This is a genomic window from Streptomyces durmitorensis (assembly GCF_023498005.1).
Taxonomy (GTDB): domain Bacteria; phylum Actinomycetota; class Actinomycetes; order Streptomycetales; family Streptomycetaceae; genus Streptomyces; species Streptomyces durmitorensis.
In genome coordinates, this window is the sequence record NZ_CP097289.1 from 7,512,832 (window position 1) to 7,529,089 (window position 16,258).

General features: G+C 72.1%; 17 protein-coding genes. 2 read left to right on the forward strand and 15 right to left on the reverse strand.

Annotated features, from left to right (window positions below; genetic code table 11):
* Nucleotides 1–114: 114 nt before the first annotated feature.
* The gene (locus tag M4V62_RS33565) at nt 115–786 is read right to left on the reverse strand and encodes a FadR/GntR family transcriptional regulator (protein ID WP_249590945.1); all 672 of its coding nucleotides are present in this window, start codon (nt 784–786) and stop codon (nt 115–117) included.
* Between the two features lie 167 nt (nt 787–953).
* Here M4V62_RS33565 and M4V62_RS33570 point away from each other — a divergent pair, with 167 nt between their 5' ends.
* Entirely contained in the window at nt 954–1,496 is a 543-nt protein-coding gene (locus tag M4V62_RS33570) for a MarR family winged helix-turn-helix transcriptional regulator (protein ID WP_249590946.1), read from the forward strand.
* On the opposite strand, the gene M4V62_RS33575 is transcribed toward M4V62_RS33570, so the two are convergent.
* From M4V62_RS33575 to M4V62_RS33625, 11 genes are read right to left on the reverse strand one after another with little or no spacing between them, the layout of a single operon-like run.
* On the reverse strand, nt 1,478–2,506 hold the full coding sequence (locus M4V62_RS33575; RefSeq protein WP_249590947.1) for an aromatic ring-hydroxylating oxygenase subunit alpha: 1,029 nt from the start codon (nt 2,504–2,506) through the stop codon (nt 1,478–1,480). The two genes, M4V62_RS33570 and M4V62_RS33575, sit on opposite strands and share 19 nt — an antisense overlap.
* Nucleotides 2,507–2,511: 5 nt before the next feature.
* Complete coding sequence (locus M4V62_RS33580) at nt 2,512–2,736, reverse strand: recombinase-like helix-turn-helix domain-containing protein (RefSeq protein ID WP_249590948.1); 225 nt, start codon at nt 2,734–2,736, stop codon at nt 2,512–2,514.
* 19 nt (nt 2,737–2,755) lie between these two features.
* Nucleotides 2,756–3,697 carry a PDR/VanB family oxidoreductase gene (locus M4V62_RS33585; protein ID WP_249590949.1) on the reverse strand — a complete coding sequence of 314 codons (942 nt, stop codon included), beginning with the start codon at nt 3,695–3,697 and terminating at the stop codon, nt 2,756–2,758.
* A 16-nt stretch (nt 3,698–3,713) separates the two neighbouring features.
* Complete coding sequence (locus M4V62_RS33590; protein ID WP_249593120.1) at nt 3,714–5,513, reverse strand: thiamine pyrophosphate-binding protein; 1,800 nt, start codon at nt 5,511–5,513, stop codon at nt 3,714–3,716.
* Between the two features lie 20 nt (nt 5,514–5,533).
* The gene (locus M4V62_RS33595) at nt 5,534–6,319 is read right to left on the reverse strand and encodes an SDR family oxidoreductase (RefSeq protein WP_249590950.1); all 786 of its coding nucleotides are present in this window, start codon (nt 6,317–6,319) and stop codon (nt 5,534–5,536) included.
* A 46-nt stretch (nt 6,320–6,365) separates the two neighbouring features.
* Complete coding sequence (locus tag M4V62_RS33600; RefSeq protein ID WP_283779122.1) at nt 6,366–7,106, reverse strand: SDR family oxidoreductase; 741 nt, start codon at nt 7,104–7,106, stop codon at nt 6,366–6,368.
* Nucleotides 7,099–7,620 carry a cupin domain-containing protein gene (locus M4V62_RS33605; protein WP_249590951.1) on the reverse strand — a complete coding sequence of 174 codons (522 nt, stop codon included), beginning with the start codon at nt 7,618–7,620 and terminating at the stop codon, nt 7,099–7,101. Before M4V62_RS33605 ends, M4V62_RS33600 begins: the two co-directional genes overlap by 8 nt.
* Nucleotides 7,611–8,426 carry an alpha/beta fold hydrolase gene (locus tag M4V62_RS33610; protein WP_249590952.1) on the reverse strand — a complete coding sequence of 272 codons (816 nt, stop codon included), beginning with the start codon at nt 8,424–8,426 and terminating at the stop codon, nt 7,611–7,613. The genes M4V62_RS33605 and M4V62_RS33610 overlap by 10 nt, the downstream gene beginning before the upstream one ends.
* Entirely contained in the window at nt 8,423–9,220 is a 798-nt protein-coding gene (locus tag M4V62_RS33615) for an aspartate dehydrogenase domain-containing protein (protein ID WP_249590953.1), read from the reverse strand. Before M4V62_RS33615 ends, M4V62_RS33610 begins: the two co-directional genes overlap by 4 nt.
* Nucleotides 9,217–10,155, reverse strand: a complete 939-nt coding sequence (locus M4V62_RS33620; protein ID WP_249590954.1) for a VOC family protein — start codon at nt 10,153–10,155, stop codon at nt 9,217–9,219. Before M4V62_RS33620 ends, M4V62_RS33615 begins: the two co-directional genes overlap by 4 nt.
* A gap of 31 nt (nt 10,156–10,186) precedes the next feature.
* On the reverse strand, nt 10,187–11,674 hold the full coding sequence (locus M4V62_RS33625; RefSeq protein WP_249590955.1) for an aldehyde dehydrogenase: 1,488 nt from the start codon (nt 11,672–11,674) through the stop codon (nt 10,187–10,189).
* Between the two features lie 262 nt (nt 11,675–11,936).
* Between M4V62_RS33625 and M4V62_RS33630 the strand changes: the two genes are divergently transcribed.
* Entirely contained in the window at nt 11,937–13,316 is a 1,380-nt protein-coding gene (locus M4V62_RS33630; RefSeq protein WP_249590956.1) for an MFS transporter, read from the forward strand.
* A 139-nt stretch (nt 13,317–13,455) separates the two neighbouring features.
* Here the strand turns inward: M4V62_RS33630 and M4V62_RS33635 are convergent, their stop codons facing one another.
* The 3 genes from M4V62_RS33635 to M4V62_RS33645 are packed head-to-tail and all read right to left on the reverse strand — an operon-like array spanning nt 13,456 to nt 16,233.
* Nucleotides 13,456–14,202 (reverse strand): ferredoxin reductase, encoded by a 747-nt coding sequence (locus M4V62_RS33635; RefSeq protein ID WP_249593122.1) that lies wholly within the window; start codon nt 14,200–14,202, stop codon nt 13,456–13,458.
* Nucleotides 14,203–14,212: 10 nt separating this feature from the next.
* The gene (locus M4V62_RS33640) at nt 14,213–14,866 is read right to left on the reverse strand and encodes a sulfite oxidase-like oxidoreductase (RefSeq protein ID WP_249590957.1); all 654 of its coding nucleotides are present in this window, start codon (nt 14,864–14,866) and stop codon (nt 14,213–14,215) included.
* Complete coding sequence (locus M4V62_RS33645) at nt 14,863–16,233, reverse strand: amidohydrolase (RefSeq protein ID WP_249590958.1); 1,371 nt, start codon at nt 16,231–16,233, stop codon at nt 14,863–14,865. The genes M4V62_RS33640 and M4V62_RS33645 overlap by 4 nt, the downstream gene beginning before the upstream one ends.
* Between the last annotated feature and the right edge of the window lie 25 nt (nt 16,234–16,258).

Genomic DNA, 16,258 nt, shown 5'->3' on the forward strand with positions numbered 1-16,258 from the left:
GTACGCCCCAACCTTACGGCGTCCGGCGGGGCCCTCCGCAGCCCCCTTGCGGCGGCCGCGATGAACGGATCACTGCCCCGCGGGAGGCCTCCGCACTCCCGCCGCGCGCGTGCTTCACAGCGTCGAGCGCAGCCACTGCTCCACGCTCGCGATGTGCACGGTCGCCCACGACCTGGCCGCCTCGGCGTCGCGGTCGCGCAGCGCGGTGAGGATGGCGCGGTGCTCGTGCAGGGTGCGGCTGACGGCGTCCTCCTGGGTGAGGCCGCGCCAGATGCGGGCCCGGGTGGTGGGTCCGGAGAGGCCGTCGAGGAGCGAGCAGAGCACCGAGTTGCCGGACGACTGCACGATGCCGCGGTGGAACTCCAGGTCGCAGGCGACCAGCTCCTCCACCGAAGGAGCCGCCCCCAGGGCATCCAACTGCGAGGTCAGTACGTCGAGTTCGGCCTCGGTGATGTGGACGCTGGCCATCGCGGTGGCGGCGGGTTCCAGGATGCGGCGCACGGCGAGGAACTCCAGGACCGTGTCGTCACGGTGGAAGTCGACGACGAAGCTCAGGGCTTCGAGGAGGAGCTGCGGGTCAAGGCTCGTGACGTACGTGCCGTCGCCCTGGCGTACGTCGAGGATGCGGATCAGCGAGAGGGCGCGCACGGCCTCGCGCAGGGAGTTGCGCGAAAGGCCCAGGTCAGCGGCGAGTTCACTCTCTTTGGGCAGCCGGTCGCCGGGGCGCAGCGCACCGGAGACGATCATGCCCTTGATCTTTTCGATGGCTTCGTCGGTGACAGCCATGGGGACCTCGCCTCACAAGACAGAAGACATCCGATGTATCGGACGATTATGGCGTGTCCCTGGGCCGTTGCGCACGTGGGTCCGGCGAATACGTACTTCTCTCAGGGCTAAGATTTCCATGACTGACCGAACAGACCGCGGGACGGGCGAGAGGGAGGCTACGGCACATGGCCGGGAAGAAGTCGGCGGGGGCCCAGCGGGACGCGGTCGCATCGATCATCGAGGACTGGGCGAGAGAACGGCCGGAGCTCGACACCTCGCCCCTGGAGGTCCTCGCGCGGCTGCACCGGACCTTCCTGCGCTACAACACCAGGCTCACCACGGCGATCGAGCGGCACGGCCTGGCGGTCGCCGGCTTCGACGTGCTGACCGCGCTGCGCAGGGCCGGGGCGCCCTACCGGCTCACGGCGGGCCAGCTCGCCGACTCGGGTCTCGTCTCGTCGGCCGGGGTCACGCTGCGCATCGACCGCCTGGAGAAGGACGGCCTGATCGTGCGCGAGCGCGACGCGGAGGACCGCCGCGTCGTCTACTCACGGCTCACCGACACGGGCCTCGCCAAGATCGACGAGGTGTTCGCCGAGCATCTCGACAACGAACGCCGGATGCTCGACGGACTCTCCCCGGCCGAGTGCCGTCAGCTGGCCCGTCTGATGTCCAAGCTGGAGCGGTCCATCACCGACTCCGACGAACCTCACGAAGCGGAAGCCTGAGCCTCTGCCTCCGCGCGGTACATCCGGCGCAGCCGGACCACCCCCAGGTCGTGCTGGTAGAGGTTCTCGCGCTGGTCGGCGTCGGCGGGCATCGCCTCCAGCATCACGCGGTCCTGTTCGAGAACCTGCCAGTGGCGCTCCTCGATGAGCGTCTTGTAGAGGAAGCGCCAGGTGTCGCGCTGCCAGCCCTGCACCCGGCGGTAGCGCCAGAAGAAGACACCGGTGCGGTTCTCGTCGACCGGGCAGACCATGCCGACGATCCCGAACGGGCCGCCGGGGCCCGCCGACGGGGGATACGGGATGGTGAGGTCCACCCAGTCCACGCCGGTGCGGCACAGCTCCACCCAGTCGAAGTTGACGCCCCGCTGGTCGGTCTTCTCGAAGAAGTAGCCGCGCTCCGTCTCCCGGATGCGGAACTTGGCGGTGGTGTCGCCGTCGTACATCGTGTGCGACTCGTGGTGCAGGAACGCGCCGTGCATCGGGTCGAGGAGATTCTCCACCGCGAAGCGCCACGGGCCGTTCCACTCCGCGTAGCAGAGGATCGCGTCGACGTCCGGGTCGGTGAGCGGCTCGGGGAGCGTCAGTTCGGCAGGATCCGGGTGTTTCTCGTCTCCGAAGTACGCGAGGATCGCGCCGCCGATCTCCCGCACGGGCAGCGACGTGACGAGTTTCTTGCCCTCCAGATTGCAGCCGGGAAGGCCCGGTACGGAGGAGACGGTGCCGTCGGTCTCGATCTCCACGCCGTGGTACCAGCAGGCCACCCGGTCGCCGAGGTGTTTGCCGAGCGAGAGGGGCGCGCCGCGGTGCGGGCAGCGGTCGGCGAGCATCGACAGGGCGCCGTCCGGGCGGCGGAAGAGCAGCCACTGCTCGCCGAGCGCGGTGACCTTGCGCATGGCGCCGGGGGCGACGAAGTCCGAGGGGACGACGGGGTGCCACTGGTTGCGCAGGCCGGTGGCGTAGATGTGGTCGGCGGAGGCGGCGAGGCCGACGCGGGGGGTCGGGGTGGTCATCGGGGTCACGCTCCCAGTCGATTCATCTCGGCACGGAAGGACTCTTCGGTCCACGGGGCGCCGTCGGGCGCGTGGACCTGACGGGCATTCAAGCCCCGTATGACATCGGGGAGTTCATGGCCGTCCTTGGTGAAGACCTCTTCGAGGGTGGCGGCGAGCTTGAACTCGTAGGGGGTCGGCTCGTGCGTCCGGGACTGGTGGATGTCCAGGTAGGGCCAGGTGGTGGTCACTGTTGCCTCCGGTGGGGAATTACAGATCGAGGACGAGACGGCCCGACGCGCACCGCGAGACGCAGATCATCATCGAGGTGTTCGCGGCGTGCTCGGACTCGCTGAGCAGGAAGTCGCGATGGTCGGGCGTGCCGTCGAGCACGCGGGTCTCGCAGCTGCCGCAGATGCCTTCCTGGCAGGAGCTGCTGACGCTCAGGCCCGCGGCCTCGGCGGCCTGGAGGATGGATGTGTCGGCGCCGACGGACAGGGTCAGGCCGGACGTGCGGCACTCCACCTCGAAGGAGGATGCGTCGCCCGTTCGCTCCACGACGGGAGCGGCGAACCGCTCCACGCGCAGCCGGTCCGCCGGGCAGACGGCCTCCACCGCGGCGAGCAGCGGCTCGGGGCCGCAGCAGTACACGAGCGTGCCGTCGGGCAGCCCGTCGAGCGCCGCGGCGAGGTCGATGTGCCCGTGCTCGTCCTGCGGTACGACGGTCAAGTCGCCGTCCAGCGCGGCCAGTTCCTCGGTGAACGCCATCGAGCCCCGATTGCGCCCGCCGTACACCATGCGCCAGTCGGACCCGCGCCGCGCCGCCTCACGGGCCATCGCGAGGAGCGGGGTGACGCCGATGCCGCCCGCGATGAAGAGGTAGCCGGGCGCGTCCTCCAGGGCGAAGTGGTTGCGCGGCTCGGACGCGGTGACCGTCTGGCCGGGCCGCAGCGCGGTGTGCACGTGCCGCGAACCGCCGCGCGAGGAAGCCTCGTTGAGGACCCCGATGCGGTACGCCGACGCGTTCCGCGGATCGCCGCAGAGGCTGTACTGGCGTACGTGACCGCCGGTGTGGAGGTCGAGGTGCGCGCCGGGGGTCCAGGCGGGCAGCGGCTTGCCGTCCGGATGGGCGAGCTCGACGGAGAGGACTCCGTCCGCCTCCCAGGTCATGCGGCGCACCAGCAGGGTCAGTTCGCTCTCGTTCTCACTCATGCGGGGTCGGTCCTCCTCACTGGCCGGGGATCTTGACGGGCGGGGTGAACGGGTTCTTCATCGGTCCGAGGCGGGCCAGGTCGACCTCGACGAGGGTCGGCCCCTCCGAGGCGACGGCGTGGCTGATCACGGGGGTCGCGTGCTCCTCTGCCGCGATCCGCGCGTAGGCCAACCCGCAGGCCTGGGCGAGGAGTTCGAAGTCGGGCGTGGCGAGGTCCACGCCGGAGCGGCGCTCGCTGTAGCGGTCCTGCATGTTGCGGAGCACTCCGTACCCGCCGTCGTTGAAGACGATCAGGGTCAGCCGCGGCCGCTCCTGGGCGAGCGTGAGCAGTTCCCCCAGGTGGACGGCGAGCCCGCCGTCCCCCGCGAGGACGACGGTGGGCGCGTCGGGCCGCGCGAGCGCGGCGCCGATGCCCATGCCGAGCCCCTGCCCGATGCCGCCGCCGCGCGGGAAGACGTTGTCGCGGGGGTCGTACATCTCCAGGAGCCGGTTGCCCCAGCTGCTGGACGGGATCGTCACGTCGCGGGCGACGACCGCCTCGCGGGGCAGCGCGGCACGGATGGCGTCGCAGATCGCGGCCTGCGGACCGATGTTGTCGTGCAGCGTGGCGCGGACGTCCTGACGGACGGCGGCGACGCGTCGCGTCCAGCTCTCGTCGGCCCGCCGCGCGTGCGGCAGCAGCGCCGCGAGCACGTCGGGTGCGTGCCCGTGCAGGGCGTGCCGCGCCGGGTAGACGCGGCCGAGCGCGGCGGCGTCGATGTCGACCTGGATGTGCGCTTCGGGGAGCGCGAGTCCGTAGTCGGCGGTCTCGTTGGACCGGAAGTGCGTGCCGACGGTCAGCAGGACGTCGGCGTCGGCGAGGAGCGCGCGGGCGGCCGGGGTGGTGGCGAAGTTCCCGATGACCTGCGGGTGGTCCTCGGGCACCGCGCCACGGCCGGAGTTGGAGGTGAGCAGGCCCGCGCCGGTGGCGTGGAGCAGCTCGGTCAGCTCGGTGCGCGCGCGGGTGGCGCCACCGCCTGCCCAGATGACGGGGCGCTCGGAAGTGGCCAGGAGCGCCTGGGCGGCGATGAGTTCGGCCGCGGCAGGTGTGGGGTGGAGGAGGGCAGGTGTGGGGTGGACGACCGGCCCCGCGGTCCCGGGCGATGCACCCTGCTCGGCAGGCGCCGGCGCCGTCGGGACTCGTTCCGTTGCCCCGGACGGGGCGTCAGGAACGGCAGCTCGCCGCGTGCTCGCGGGCATGGAGTCCTCGTCCCCCGCCGGAACCGGGTCAGCCGCACCCGTGGCCTGTGGCGCCGCGTCCATCTGGGCCGCGTACTGCAGATCCACCGGCCACTCCACGCTCGCCGGGCCGCCCGGGTCCTTCAGAGCCGCCCGCGCCGCCTCGCGCAGGATCCGGCCCGCCGAATCGGTGGACGTCACCGTCTCCGCGTACGTCGAGACCGCCCTGAGCATGCCCAGCTGGTCCTTGGTCTCGTGGATGAAGCCCCGGCCGCTGCCCAGGAACCCGGCTTCCACCTGGCCCGTGACGTGCAGGACGGACGTGCCCGCGCTCAGCGCCTCGACCAGGGAACCGGCCGCGTTGCCCGCGCCCGTGCCCGTCGAGGTGAGCGCGCAGCCGAGGGAGCCGCGCGCCCGGCCGTAGGCGTCGGCGGCGTTCACGGCGGTCGCCTCGTGGCGTACCGGCACGAAGCGCAGCTCCCGGTCGACGGCCTCGACCAGCGGCAGGTTGTGCACGCTGACGATCCCGAAGACCGTGTCGATGCCGAGTTCACGCAGGACGGCGACGAGGAGATCGCCTCCGGTGGGGTATTGCATGGGGGCCATGGGTGAGCTCCTCAGAGGATGCCGCGGCCGACGCCGCCGCAGACGTCGATGCTGGTGCCGGTGGTGTACGAGGCCCGGGGCGAGAGCAGCGCGACGATCGCGTACGCGACCTCCTCCGCGCGGCCGAGCCGGCCAAGCGCGATGCCGCGGTCCGCCGCGAGCTCCGCCTGCCAGTCCTCGTAGCTGAGTCCGGAGTCGGCTGCCGCGTGGCGGCGGGTCCACTGGCCGGTGTCGATCAGGCCCAGGCAGACCGAGTTGACCCGGATGCCCTCCGGGGCGAGCTCCGTGGCCAGGGACTTGGAGAGGTTGAGGATGCCCGCGCGGGCCGCGCTCGTGGTGATGAGGCGGGGCTCGGGCTGCTTGGCGAGGACCGCGTTGACGTTGACGACGCTCGCCGCGTCGGAGGCCGCCAGGTGCGGGCGCGCCGCGTGCAGGGGGTTGAGGACACCGGTGAACTTCAGCTCCAGCTCGTCGCGCCAGTCCTCGGCGGTCGAGTCGTCCAGGCCCTTCATGCGGGACTGCCCCGCGTTGTTGACGAGTCCGTCGAGCGACCCGAAGGCGTCGGCCGCGCGCTCGGTGAACTCCCGTACGGCGTCCGCGTCGCGCACGTCGCACACGCCCGTGAGGAGGCGGTCGCCGCCGCCGAGCCCGGCCGCAGCCTTCGCGAGGCGGTCGGCGTCACGCCCGCAGGTCGCGACCCGCGCGCCCTCGTCGAGCAGGGCGCGGACCGTGGCCAGGCCGACGCCCGAGCTGCCGCCGGTGACCAGGACGGTCCGGTCGGAGAGGCCCAGATCCATGAGTACGTGCTCCTGTAGATCAGTTGGATCAGCTGGATCAGCTGGATCAGTTCATGGTGAAGCCGCCGTTGACGGCGATCACCTGTCCGGTCAGATAGCGGGACTCCTCGGAGAGGAGGAAGGAGACGAGCCCGACGAGGTCGTCCGGCTGCTGCGGGCGCGAGATCGCCCGGTTGCCCCGGTAGAGCGCGTGCCGCTCGGCCGGTACCGTCTCGGTGGCCTCGACCTCGGTGAGCCCCGGCGCCACCGCGTTGACGGTGATCCCCTTGTCGCCCAGCTCACGCGCCATCGCCCGGGTCAGCGCGATGACCGCGCCCTTGGATGCGATGTAGTGGGCGAGCCGCGGCGAACCGTAAAGGGCCGCGTCCGAGGCGATGTTGACGATCCGCCCGGGGGAGCGGAACAGCGGGTGGAGGGCCTTGGCGACCAGCCACGGGCTGCGGGCGTTGACCGCCATCAGGCGGTCCCACACCTCGACGTCGATGTCCTGGAACTCCTTGCCGCCGACGCCGTTGGCGAGCGCGGCATTGTTGACCAGGCCGTACAGCGACCCCAAGTCCTTTACAGCGGTGGCCAGTTCATCGACCGAGGCGGGGTCCGCCACGTCGCACCGTACGAAATGGGCGTCCAGGCCCTCCGCACGCAGCTCGGCGACGGCCTCCTGCCCACGCCCCGCGTCCACCTCCGCGACGACGACCCGGAAGCCGTCCTCGCCCACCCGGCGGGCCATGGCCAGTCCCAGGCCACGGCCCGCGCCGGTGATGACGACGGTGCGCTCGTCAGTCACGGGTGACGCCGTGCATCGGCGAGTGCTCGGGGTACGTCGGGACCTGCGGCTTCTGCGTGCCGATGACGACGCAGAAGAGCGCGTCGGTGTCGCCCTCGTTCTTCAGGGAGCGCGCCACGCCCGCCGGGACGACGATCATGTCGCGGTAGCCGAGCGTGCGGTACTCCACCTCGTCGGCGCCCCGGTGGATGCCCACCTTGACCTGGCCCTCCAGGACGAAGAAGGCCTCCTCGACGTCGTGGTGGGTGTGCTCGGGGCCCTCGGCGCCCGGCGGGAGCAGCATGTTGGAGAAGGTGAAGCCGCCGGACGGCAGGATGCGGCTGTCGTTCTCGTGGTTGCCGGTCGCGCCGGAGCCGACGTAACGGATCTGGCCGCGGCGGTACTGCGGGCCCGCCTTCTCCTGGAAGGACAGGGTGCTGAAGTCCGCGACGCGGGACTCCTTGGTGGCGATCAGCGAGTCGGTGTACTTGCCGAGGTCGCTGCCGTTGTCGTAATCGGTGGTGGTCAGAGGCATGAGGAAGGCTCCTGTTCGGGGATGCGGGCGGTGATGCGGAGGTGGGAGAGGACCCAGGCGTTGAACGCCTCGGGCCGCTCCTGGTTGGCCAGGTGACCGGCGTCCTTGACGATCACGTAGGCGGATCTGTGCAGGGCCCCGGCGATGGCCTGTGAGGCCTCGACGCCGGTGACCCGGTCCTGGTCGCCGCAGAGGACGAGGGCGGGCGCGGCGATGCCGGGGATCTCGGGGCGCAGATCGGCGCCGGCCATGGACTCGGCGGCGTACGCGTATCCGGGCAGGCGCACGGACGCGGCCATGGTGTCGACGACCCGCCGGACGAGCTGAGGGGGCGCGTCCGGCGAGACGAGCCGGGGCCCGCGCCGCTCGGCGAACGCCCGCGGCCCGAGCTCCGCGAGCTCGGCGGCCCGCTGCCGCATGGCGTCGGCCTTCGCGGGGTCGGTGCCGGAACCGGCGCTGGAGTCCGCGACGATCAGCGAATCGACGAGCTCGGGGTGCCGGGCCGCGAGCCGCAGCGCGATCACCCCGCCCCACGAGACGCCGAGGACGTGCGCGCTCGCGCCGCGCTCCCGGATGAGGTCGGCGGCTGCGTCCGCGAAGCCGTCCAGGTCCAACAGGCTTCCCGGATCAGCGGACTTGGCGTACCCGGGGGCGTCCCAGGCCACGACCCGCACGTACGCGGACAGCTCGGCGAGCTGCGGTGCGAAGGCGGCGGACGAGGAGCCGATGCCGTGCAGGCAGAGCAGCAGCGGCCCGGCGGAACCCGCCTCCTCGACATGGACGGCCTCGACATGGGCGGCCGTCACAGGATCTGCCCCGTCCGCCCCGCGAGCGCCGCCAGGCTGCGCAGGACCGCGTACGGCACGACCTGGCTGGTCGCCGGGTTGCCCGGGTCCGGAAGGTGCGCGACCTCGAAGCGGTACGTGCCGTGCGCGCCGGACGCCTCGACGACGTGCCGCGTGTGGTGGGCGCCGGGATCGGCGACGACCTGGACCCGCACAGCGTCCAGGTCGCCGACGGCGAGGGCGACCGATGCCGCGACGTTCGTCGACTTGGGGAACTTCACGGGGACGTCGCGCGCGGTCCCGGACATGACCTCGACCGGGCCGGTCGCCGTCCGCATCCGAGACAGCAACTCCGCGCCCATCCACGGCTGTTCGAGCGTGGACGGCAGCTTGGTGGTGGTCAGCCGCACCTCGTCGAGCGGCCCGAGCGAGCGCACCGCCTGGAGGAGATCGAGCCCGCCGACCGCGCCCCCGGTGAAGTACACCCGGCCGGGACCCGCGGACAGGAGCTGTTTGGACAGCTCCTCGTCGGTGAGCGCGCCGGTCGAGGCGATCAGCAGATCGGTCCCGGAGGAGAGGACGCGCTCGCCCCATTCCCGTACGACGCCTTGGCCCGCCGCCTCGACGATGAGGTCGCAGCGCTCCATGGCCTCGTCGAAGGAGACCTGCGGGGCGGGTGCGCTCTCGCCGAGCGGACGGTTGTCGACGAGGCAGGTCAACTCCGCGCCGGTGACGCGCTGTTCGGCGAGTGCGGTACCGACCACGCGGCCGATGGCGCCCCAGCCGACGATGCCGACCTTGCGTACGCGCGTCATGCCTGAACCTCCGGGTTGTCCTGGCGGGAGAGGGGGCCCGGGTCGGGTGAACCCGCCATGTGGCAGCGGATCTCCTTCGACGGCGGCCCCGCCGTCCCCCACAGGTCCGACAGTTCGGGCACCCGCCGCCAGACGCGGGCGATCCACGCGTCCTCGACGATCTGCGCGACCTCGGAGGTGTACTCGCAGACGAGCCCGGAGGGGTCGGTGAAGTAGGAGAAGGTGTTGTTGCCGGGGCCGTGCCGTCCGGGGCCCCATTGCGGGTCGATGCCGTGGTGCCTCAGCCGGCCCAGGCCCCGCATGAAGTGGTCGACCGAACTCATCTCGTACGCCACGTGGTTGAGCGAGGCCCACTCCGCCTGGTTGAAGGCGATGCAGTGGTGATCGGCGTTGCAGCGCAGGAACGCCATCTGGTGCTCGGACCAGTCGGAGACGCGCAGGCCGAGGACGTCGCGGTAGAAGGCGACGGAGGCGTCGATGTCCGCCGTGTTGAGCACCGCGTGCGTGACGCCGACCGGCACCGCGCCGTCGCTGCCGCGCGGCGCGACCGCGTGGACCTCCGCGCTGATCTCGATCAGGCGGTGCTCGGGGTCGGTGAAGCGCAGGCCGTAGCCGCCGCCGACCTGGTCGAGGGGGCCCGGCCCCGCGACCGGTGTGATGCCGCGCGCGAGCAGCCTGCGGGCGGCCTCGTCGACCTCGGCGGGCGTGCCCACCGCGAAGGAGATCCTGCCGAGGCCCGTGCGGTCGGCGCGGGTGAGCTGGAGTGCGTGGTGCTCGGCGCCGGTGCCGCGCAGCCAGGCGGCCGTGCCGCGCTCGGACTCGACGGTCTGGAGGCCCCAGACCTCCTGGTAGAAGTCGGCGGCCTCCGTGAAAGAGGGAGTGAGGAGCTCGACGGAGCGCAGGGCGCGGAGGCGGGCGATGGGAGGTGGGGACATGACCTGCTCCAGAGGTGCAGAGGTACGGGGTTCAGTTGGCCCAGGGGAGGGGCGCGTCGGCGACGCCCCAGTAGAGGGACTTCTGGCGCTGATAGGCGCGGATGCCGTCGCGGCCCTTCTCGCGGCCGAGTCCGCTCTCCTTCATGCCGCCGAAGGGCGTGGCGATGCTGAACTGCTTGTAGGTGTTGATCCAGACCGTGCCCGCGTCGACGCGCCGCGCGATGCGCCAGGCGGCCCGGTGGTCGCGGGTCCAGATGCCGCAGGCGAGGCCGTAGACACTGGAGTTGGCCTGCCGCACGAGATCGTCCTCGTCGTCGAAGGGCAGCGCGACCAGGACGGGCCCGAAGATCTCCTCCTGGCAGGTCCGCGAGGAGTTCGGGAGCCCGTCCAGGACGGTGGGCAGGTAGTACGCCCCGTCCCGGTATGCGGGGCCCTGCGGCACACCCCCGCCGCACAGCACCCGCGCACCTTCCTCGCGCGCGAGGTCGACGTACGCGGCGACGGAGTCCCGGTGCCTGTGGTGGACGAGCGGTGCGACCTGGGTGTCCGGGTCGGTGCCGGGCCCCACGCGCAGCTTGCGTACGCGCTCGACGAGCTCGCCGACGAACTCCTCGTACAGCTCACGGGCGACGAAGAGCCGTGACCCCGCGATGCAGGACTGTCCGCTGGAGGAGAAGATCCCGAACATCACGCCGGCCAGGGCCTGCTCGACGTCGGCGTCGGCGAGGACGACCGTCGGCGACTTGCCGCCCAGTTCGAGCGAGAGAGGCATCAGCTTCTCGGCGGCGGCGTGCGCGAGCGTGCGGCCCGTGCTCGTGCCGCCGGTGAAGGTCACCTTGCCGACGTGCGGATCGCGGACGATCGCGTCCCCGACGAGGCTTCCGCGCCCGGTGAGCACCGACAGCAGCCCGGCCGGGAGCCCGAGTTCGTCCAGTGCGCGCGTGACGAGGCGGCCGAGCGCGAGGGAGACGAGCGGGGTCCACTCGGCGGGCTTGAGCAGCACCGCGTTGCCGCCCGCGAGCGCCGGGGCGAGCTTCTGGGCGTCGCTGGCGATGGGGGAGTTCCAGGGGTTGATCGCGCCGACGACGCCGATCGGCTCGTACACGCTCAGCGTCACATAGTCGCCGCGCGAGGGCGTGATCGCCTCCTCGGCGGTCTCCAGGGCGGCGGCCGTGTAGCGGAAGGTGGCCGCCGCGCTGCCCACCAGGGCGCGGGTCTCGGTGAGCGCCTTGCCGGTGTCGGCGGTCTGCAGGGCGGCGAGGTCGTCCGTGGACTCCTCGATCAGCTCGGCGACGCGGTGCAGGAGCAGGGCGCGCCGGTGGGGCAGGAGGTCGCGCCAGCGCGGGTCGGCGGCGGCCTCGGCCGCCCCTCGCGCCGCTTCGGCGACCTCGTCGAGGGAGACCGCGTGGACGGTGGCGATGACGCGGCCCGTCGCCGGGTCGACGGTGTCGGCCGGGGCGCCCGCGCCGCGTCGCCACTCGCCCGCGATGAGTGCTTCGTCGGCTGGGATGCGGGGCATGGAGGGCCTCCTGGCGGAACGGGGCTCGGTGGACGCTTAGTTGACTTCGGTAAGCACTAGAAATCTAAGGGCTTAAATATCTGGAGCGCAAGACCCACCCGAAGAGTGGTCGTCGGGATTTCCGCTGCGGAGACCCTTGACGCGCTCCGGTGCCGGGACGGTACAACTTAAGCGCTTAGAAACTTTGCGCTTACCTGCCCCTTGGCCCGGGTTTCCCCGCCTTCCTGTTCGTCCCCCGCCCCCTCAGCAGCGGAGTTCCCGCATGACGATCGACGCTTCCCCGGACCGAGCGGTCCGGGCCGCCATAGCCGCCCGCTTCGAACGGCTCCCCCTGTGCCGCTGGCACGTCACCGTCCGGCTCATCGTGGGCGCGGTCACCTTCTTCGAGGCCTTCGACCAGCTCCTGATCGCCTACGCCCTGCCCGGACTGCGCCAGGAGTGGGACCTCAGCACGTCCGCAGCGACACTGCTGCTCACCGTCGGCTCGATCGGCATGCTGGTCGGGGCGCTGCTCTCCGGGCGGCTCGCGGACCGGATCGGCCGCGTGAAGGTCATCGCGCTGTGCGTGGCGGTGTCCAGCGTCGCGAACCTGGCCCTGTCCGTCGCCACGTCACCCGACGCCTTCATGGCCCTGCGGTTCGTCCAGGGCCTGGCGATCGGGGGCGAGGTGCCGGTGGCGGCGACCTTCATCGCCGAGATCACCCGCAGCCACCAGCGTGGCCGCTTCGTCCTCCTCTACGAGCTGGTGTTCCCGGCAGGTCTGACCGTGGGCGCGCTGGTCGCGGCCTGGGTGGTGCCGATTCTGGGCTGGCGCTGGATGTACGCGCTCGCGGCTCTGCCGGGCCTGCTCTGCATCCTCGTACAGCGCAAGGTCCCCGAGTCGCCGCGCTGGCTCGCGGACCACGGCAGGGCGGACGAGGCGGCCGAGGTGATGGCCGGCATCGAGACGGAGGTCGAACGGATCACGGGCAAACCGCTGCCGCCCGTTCCCGAGGCGCTGCCCGTGGCGGCGCCCGGGGAAGCGGCTTCCGGGCTGCGCGGTTTGTTCACCGGCCGCTACCGGCGCCGGACGCTGGTGATCGGCGTGCTCTGGTTCACCGGCTACTTCGTCAACTACGGCATCACGTCCTGGCTCCCGACGATCTACCAGAACCGCTACGACCTCTCCCTCTCGGACGCGCTCCTCTACTCGACGGTCACGTCCTGTGCGGGTCTGCTCGGCTGCCTCGTGGCCGCGCTGACGGTGGACCGCCTGGGGCGCCGGAAGGTCATCACCGGGTGTCTGGGCGGGGCCGCGGTGATGCTGGTGGCGCTCGCGGCCGTGGGCGCGGGCACGCCGGTGCAGGTCCTGGTGTGGACGTCGCTCGCTGCGGTCTTCTTCTTCGGCTCCAACATCTGCCTGTACCTGTACACGCCGGAGCTCTTCCCGACGCGGATGCGGGCGCTGGGCAGCAGCATGGGCGGCGCGATGAACCGGCTCGGCGTGATCCTCGGGCCGATCGTGGTGGGCGTCGTCTACGCGGGCGGCAATGTGTCCACGGTGTTCGTGATGCTGGGGGCCGTGGCGCTGGTGGGGTCCGTGGTGGCGGCGGTCGGGGCGGAGGAGACGGCGGGGCGGCGTCTTGAGGAGGTTTCGCCTTAGGCCTTGCGTGCCGTTGATCACCGGCGCCGGCCGGGCTATTTCAGCCCGGCCGGCGTTTGAGGCCATCTTGTCGGGGTCTGGGGCGGAGCCCCAGTTTCGGGAAGGGGCGGGATCGGGGAAAGCCCCGCAGGGACCGCCCTTACCCGAACCGCTCGATCCGGATCCGGTCGACCGGCTGGCCCCCGGCCACCAGCAGCCGCGAGGCATGCTCGGCGAAGCCGTTCGAGCCGCAGATGTACGCCTCCCAGCCCCCCTCGGGCTGAGCGGGCCCCAGCAGCGGGGCCACGTGCGCGGCGCTCAGCCGGCCCTCCGTCCGCGTGAGGACGACCGTGGTCTCGTCGCCGTACTCCTGCGCGTAGATCAAGTCCTCCGGCGTACGCGCCGAGACGAGAAGCCGCAGCGGCACCGGACGCCCGGCCCGCCGCCAGTGCCGCAGCATCGACATCAGCGGGACCACACCGGACCCCGCACCGAGCAGCAGCGCGGGACGGTCCCCGGGCCACGCGAAGAACCCGGACAGCGGACCCCGCACCTCCACCACGTCGCCGACGCGCGCGACCGTGTGCAGATGACCGGACACCTCGCCGCCCGGCACATGGTCCAGGGTCAGCTCGATCTCGCCGCTCCCGTCCGGGGCCGATGCGATCGAGTAGTGGCGCTGGGCGACGTACCCGTCCGGGGCCGTGAGCCGCAGCATCAGATGCTGGCCCGGCAGATGCCCCTGCCAGTCCGGCACCTTCAGGCGGAAGCTCGACACCGTGCCGGCCGCGTTCTCGCGCCGTACGTCCACCACCGTCGCCCGCTGCCAGACCGCCGCCGCGCGATTGCTCACCGCGATCCGTCCGGGCACGGCGAACCGCGTCGGGGGCACGAAAGTCCCGGCCACCGTCTCAGTCTCAGTCACCGGAGTAACGCTCCTCACGCCAGGGATTGCCCCGGTGGTGATAGCCGTTCTGCTCCCAGAAGCCGGGCTCGTCGTGGTCCAGGAGCCGCAGCCCCGCGACCCACTTCACGCTCTTCCAGAAGTAGAGATGGGGGACGATCAGGCGCGCGGGGCCGCCGTGCTCGGGAGGCAGCGGGCCGTCCCCGTACTCCCAGACGATCCACGCCTTGCCGCCCGTCACATCGGCGAGGGGGAGGTTCGTGGTGTACCCCGTGTGCGAGTACGCGACGACGTGCGTGGCCTCGGGGCGCGGCCCGGCGGCGGCCAGGAACGCGTCCAGGCTCGCCCCGCCGAAGCGCACCCCGAACTTGGACCAGCTGGTCACGCAGTGGATGTCCCCGCGGTACTCGGACGCGGGCAGCTCGTGCGCGTCGTCCCACGTCCAGGTGCGCGGGGACGTCACGAGTCCGTCCACGCGGAAAGTCCACTCCGCGGGCGAGAGCTCGGGCGTCACCTCGGCGGACAGGACGGGCCAGCCGTCGGCGGCGTCGTACTGCCCGGGAGGCAGCCGTGGGTCGCGGTCGGCCGCGCGGGCGCGGCCGGTGAAGCCGCGGGTGGGTTCGACGGGCCTACGCTGCTCGATGGTCGTACGGTGCTCGATGGTCATACGGTGCTTGCCACTTCGGAGGTGCTCGGTGCCGCGGAGTCGGCCGCGTCCTGCAGGGCTCGCAGCGCGCGCTGCTCGTCCACTGTCTCCAGCGTACGGTCGCGCATCAGGACACGGCCGTCGACCACCGTGTCGCGCACGTCGGACGAGGCGGCGGAGTACGCCAGCATCGACCACGGGTCGTGCCGCGGCGTGAGATGCGGCCGGGCGAGGTCGAGGACGATCAGGTCCGCGCGCTTGCCCGGCTCCAGGGAGCCCAGCTGGTTGCCGAGGCCAAGGGCCCGCGCGGATTCGATGGTCGCCATCCGGACGGCCTGCTCCGCGCCGACCGCCGTCGGGTCGCCGCCCGCCTTGTGCACGAGCGCCGCGAGCTTCACCGCGCCGAGCAGGTCGAGCGTGTTGGAACTCACGGCGCCGTCCGTGCCGAGGCCCACCGTGACGCCCGCGTCGAGCAGGGCGGGGACGCGCGCGATGCCGCAGCCCAGCTTCAGGTTCGACACCGGGCAGTGCGCGACGGCCGTGCCGGTGCGGGCGATGGCCGCGATCTCCGCGTCCGTGAGGTCCACCGCGTGCGCGAGCAGCGTGTCCGGGCCGAGCACGCCGAGCGATTCGAGCAGCTCCACGGGGCGCATGCCGTGCTGCTCGGTGACCATCGCCACCTCGCCCGCGTTCTCGGCGGCGTGGATGTGCAGGAGCGCGCCGTGCTCGCGGGCCAGCGCGCTGATCGCCGTCAGCTGTTCCGGTACGAGGGTGTACGCGGAGTGCGCGAAGACCACAGGCCGGGTGCCAGGGGCCGGGGTGCGGGCGGCCAGGTCGGCCGCCGCCCAGCCGAGCCGGTCGGCGTAGGGGCGACCGTCCGGCGGGCCCGGCACGTCCATGAACGTGGGGCCCGTCAGGAGGCGCCACCCGGCATCGCGGGCCACGGCCTCGGCCGCCTCGTGGAACCAGTACATGTCGAGCGCCGTGGTGACCCCGCCGCGCACGGACTCGGCGATCGCGCCCTGGATGCCCGCCGTCACCGTCTCCGGGGAGAGCTGCTTCGCCTCGGCCGGGATCACGCGGGCCAGGAAGCCCTGCAGCGTGAGGTCGTCGGCGATGCCGCGGAACAGGGTCATCGCCAGGTGCGTGTGCGTGTTGATCAGGCCGGGCAGGACGAGGCAGCCGCGGGCGTCGAGTTCGTCGGCCGCCTCGTACGCGGCGCGCAGCCGCTCGGCGGGGCCGACCTCGACGATCCGGCCGTCGCGCACGGCGACGGCGCCGTCCTTCACGACCGTGCCGGACGCGTCGACGGTGAGGACGTCGCCGCCGTGGACCAGGAGGTCCATGGAGCCGCCCCGGTCCTGGGCCGGCAGGTCAGTGGGGTGCATCGGTTCCGTTCTCCACAAGGTCGTT

Excerpts from the sequence above, each read along its gene's own strand:
- M4V62_RS33585 (WP_249590949.1), bottom strand. The coding sequence starts at position 3,697 with ATGAGTGAGAACGAGAGCGAACTGACCCTGCTGGTGCGCCGCATGACC.
- M4V62_RS33615 (WP_249590953.1), bottom strand. The coding sequence starts at position 9,220 with ATGACGCGCGTACGCAAGGTCGGCATCGTCGGCTGGGGCGCCATCGGC.
- M4V62_RS33570 (WP_249590946.1), top strand. The coding sequence starts at position 954 with ATGGCCGGGAAGAAGTCGGCGGGGGCCCAGCGGGACGCGGTCGCATCG.
- M4V62_RS33645 (WP_249590958.1), bottom strand. The coding sequence starts at position 16,233 with ATGCACCCCACTGACCTGCCGGCCCAGGACCGGGGCGGCTCCATGGAC.
- M4V62_RS33595 (WP_249590950.1), bottom strand. The coding sequence starts at position 6,319 with ATGGATCTGGGCCTCTCCGACCGGACCGTCCTGGTCACCGGCGGCAGC.
- M4V62_RS33575 (WP_249590947.1), bottom strand. The coding sequence starts at position 2,506 with ATGACCACCCCGACCCCCCGCGTCGGCCTCGCCGCCTCCGCCGACCAC.
- M4V62_RS33625 (WP_249590955.1), bottom strand. The coding sequence starts at position 11,674 with ATGCCCCGCATCCCAGCCGACGAAGCACTCATCGCGGGCGAGTGGCGA.
- M4V62_RS33630 (WP_249590956.1), top strand. The coding sequence starts at position 11,937 with ATGACGATCGACGCTTCCCCGGACCGAGCGGTCCGGGCCGCCATAGCC.
- M4V62_RS33590 (WP_249593120.1), bottom strand. The coding sequence starts at position 5,513 with ATGCAATACCCCACCGGAGGCGATCTCCTCGTCGCCGTCCTGCGTGAA.
- M4V62_RS33565 (WP_249590945.1), bottom strand. The coding sequence starts at position 786 with ATGGCTGTCACCGACGAAGCCATCGAAAAGATCAAGGGCATGATCGTC.
- M4V62_RS33605 (WP_249590951.1), bottom strand. The coding sequence starts at position 7,620 with ATGCCTCTGACCACCACCGATTACGACAACGGCAGCGACCTCGGCAAG.
- M4V62_RS33620 (WP_249590954.1), bottom strand. The coding sequence starts at position 10,155 with ATGTCCCCACCTCCCATCGCCCGCCTCCGCGCCCTGCGCTCCGTCGAG.
- M4V62_RS33640 (WP_249590957.1), bottom strand. The coding sequence starts at position 14,866 with ATGACCATCGAGCACCGTACGACCATCGAGCAGCGTAGGCCCGTCGAA.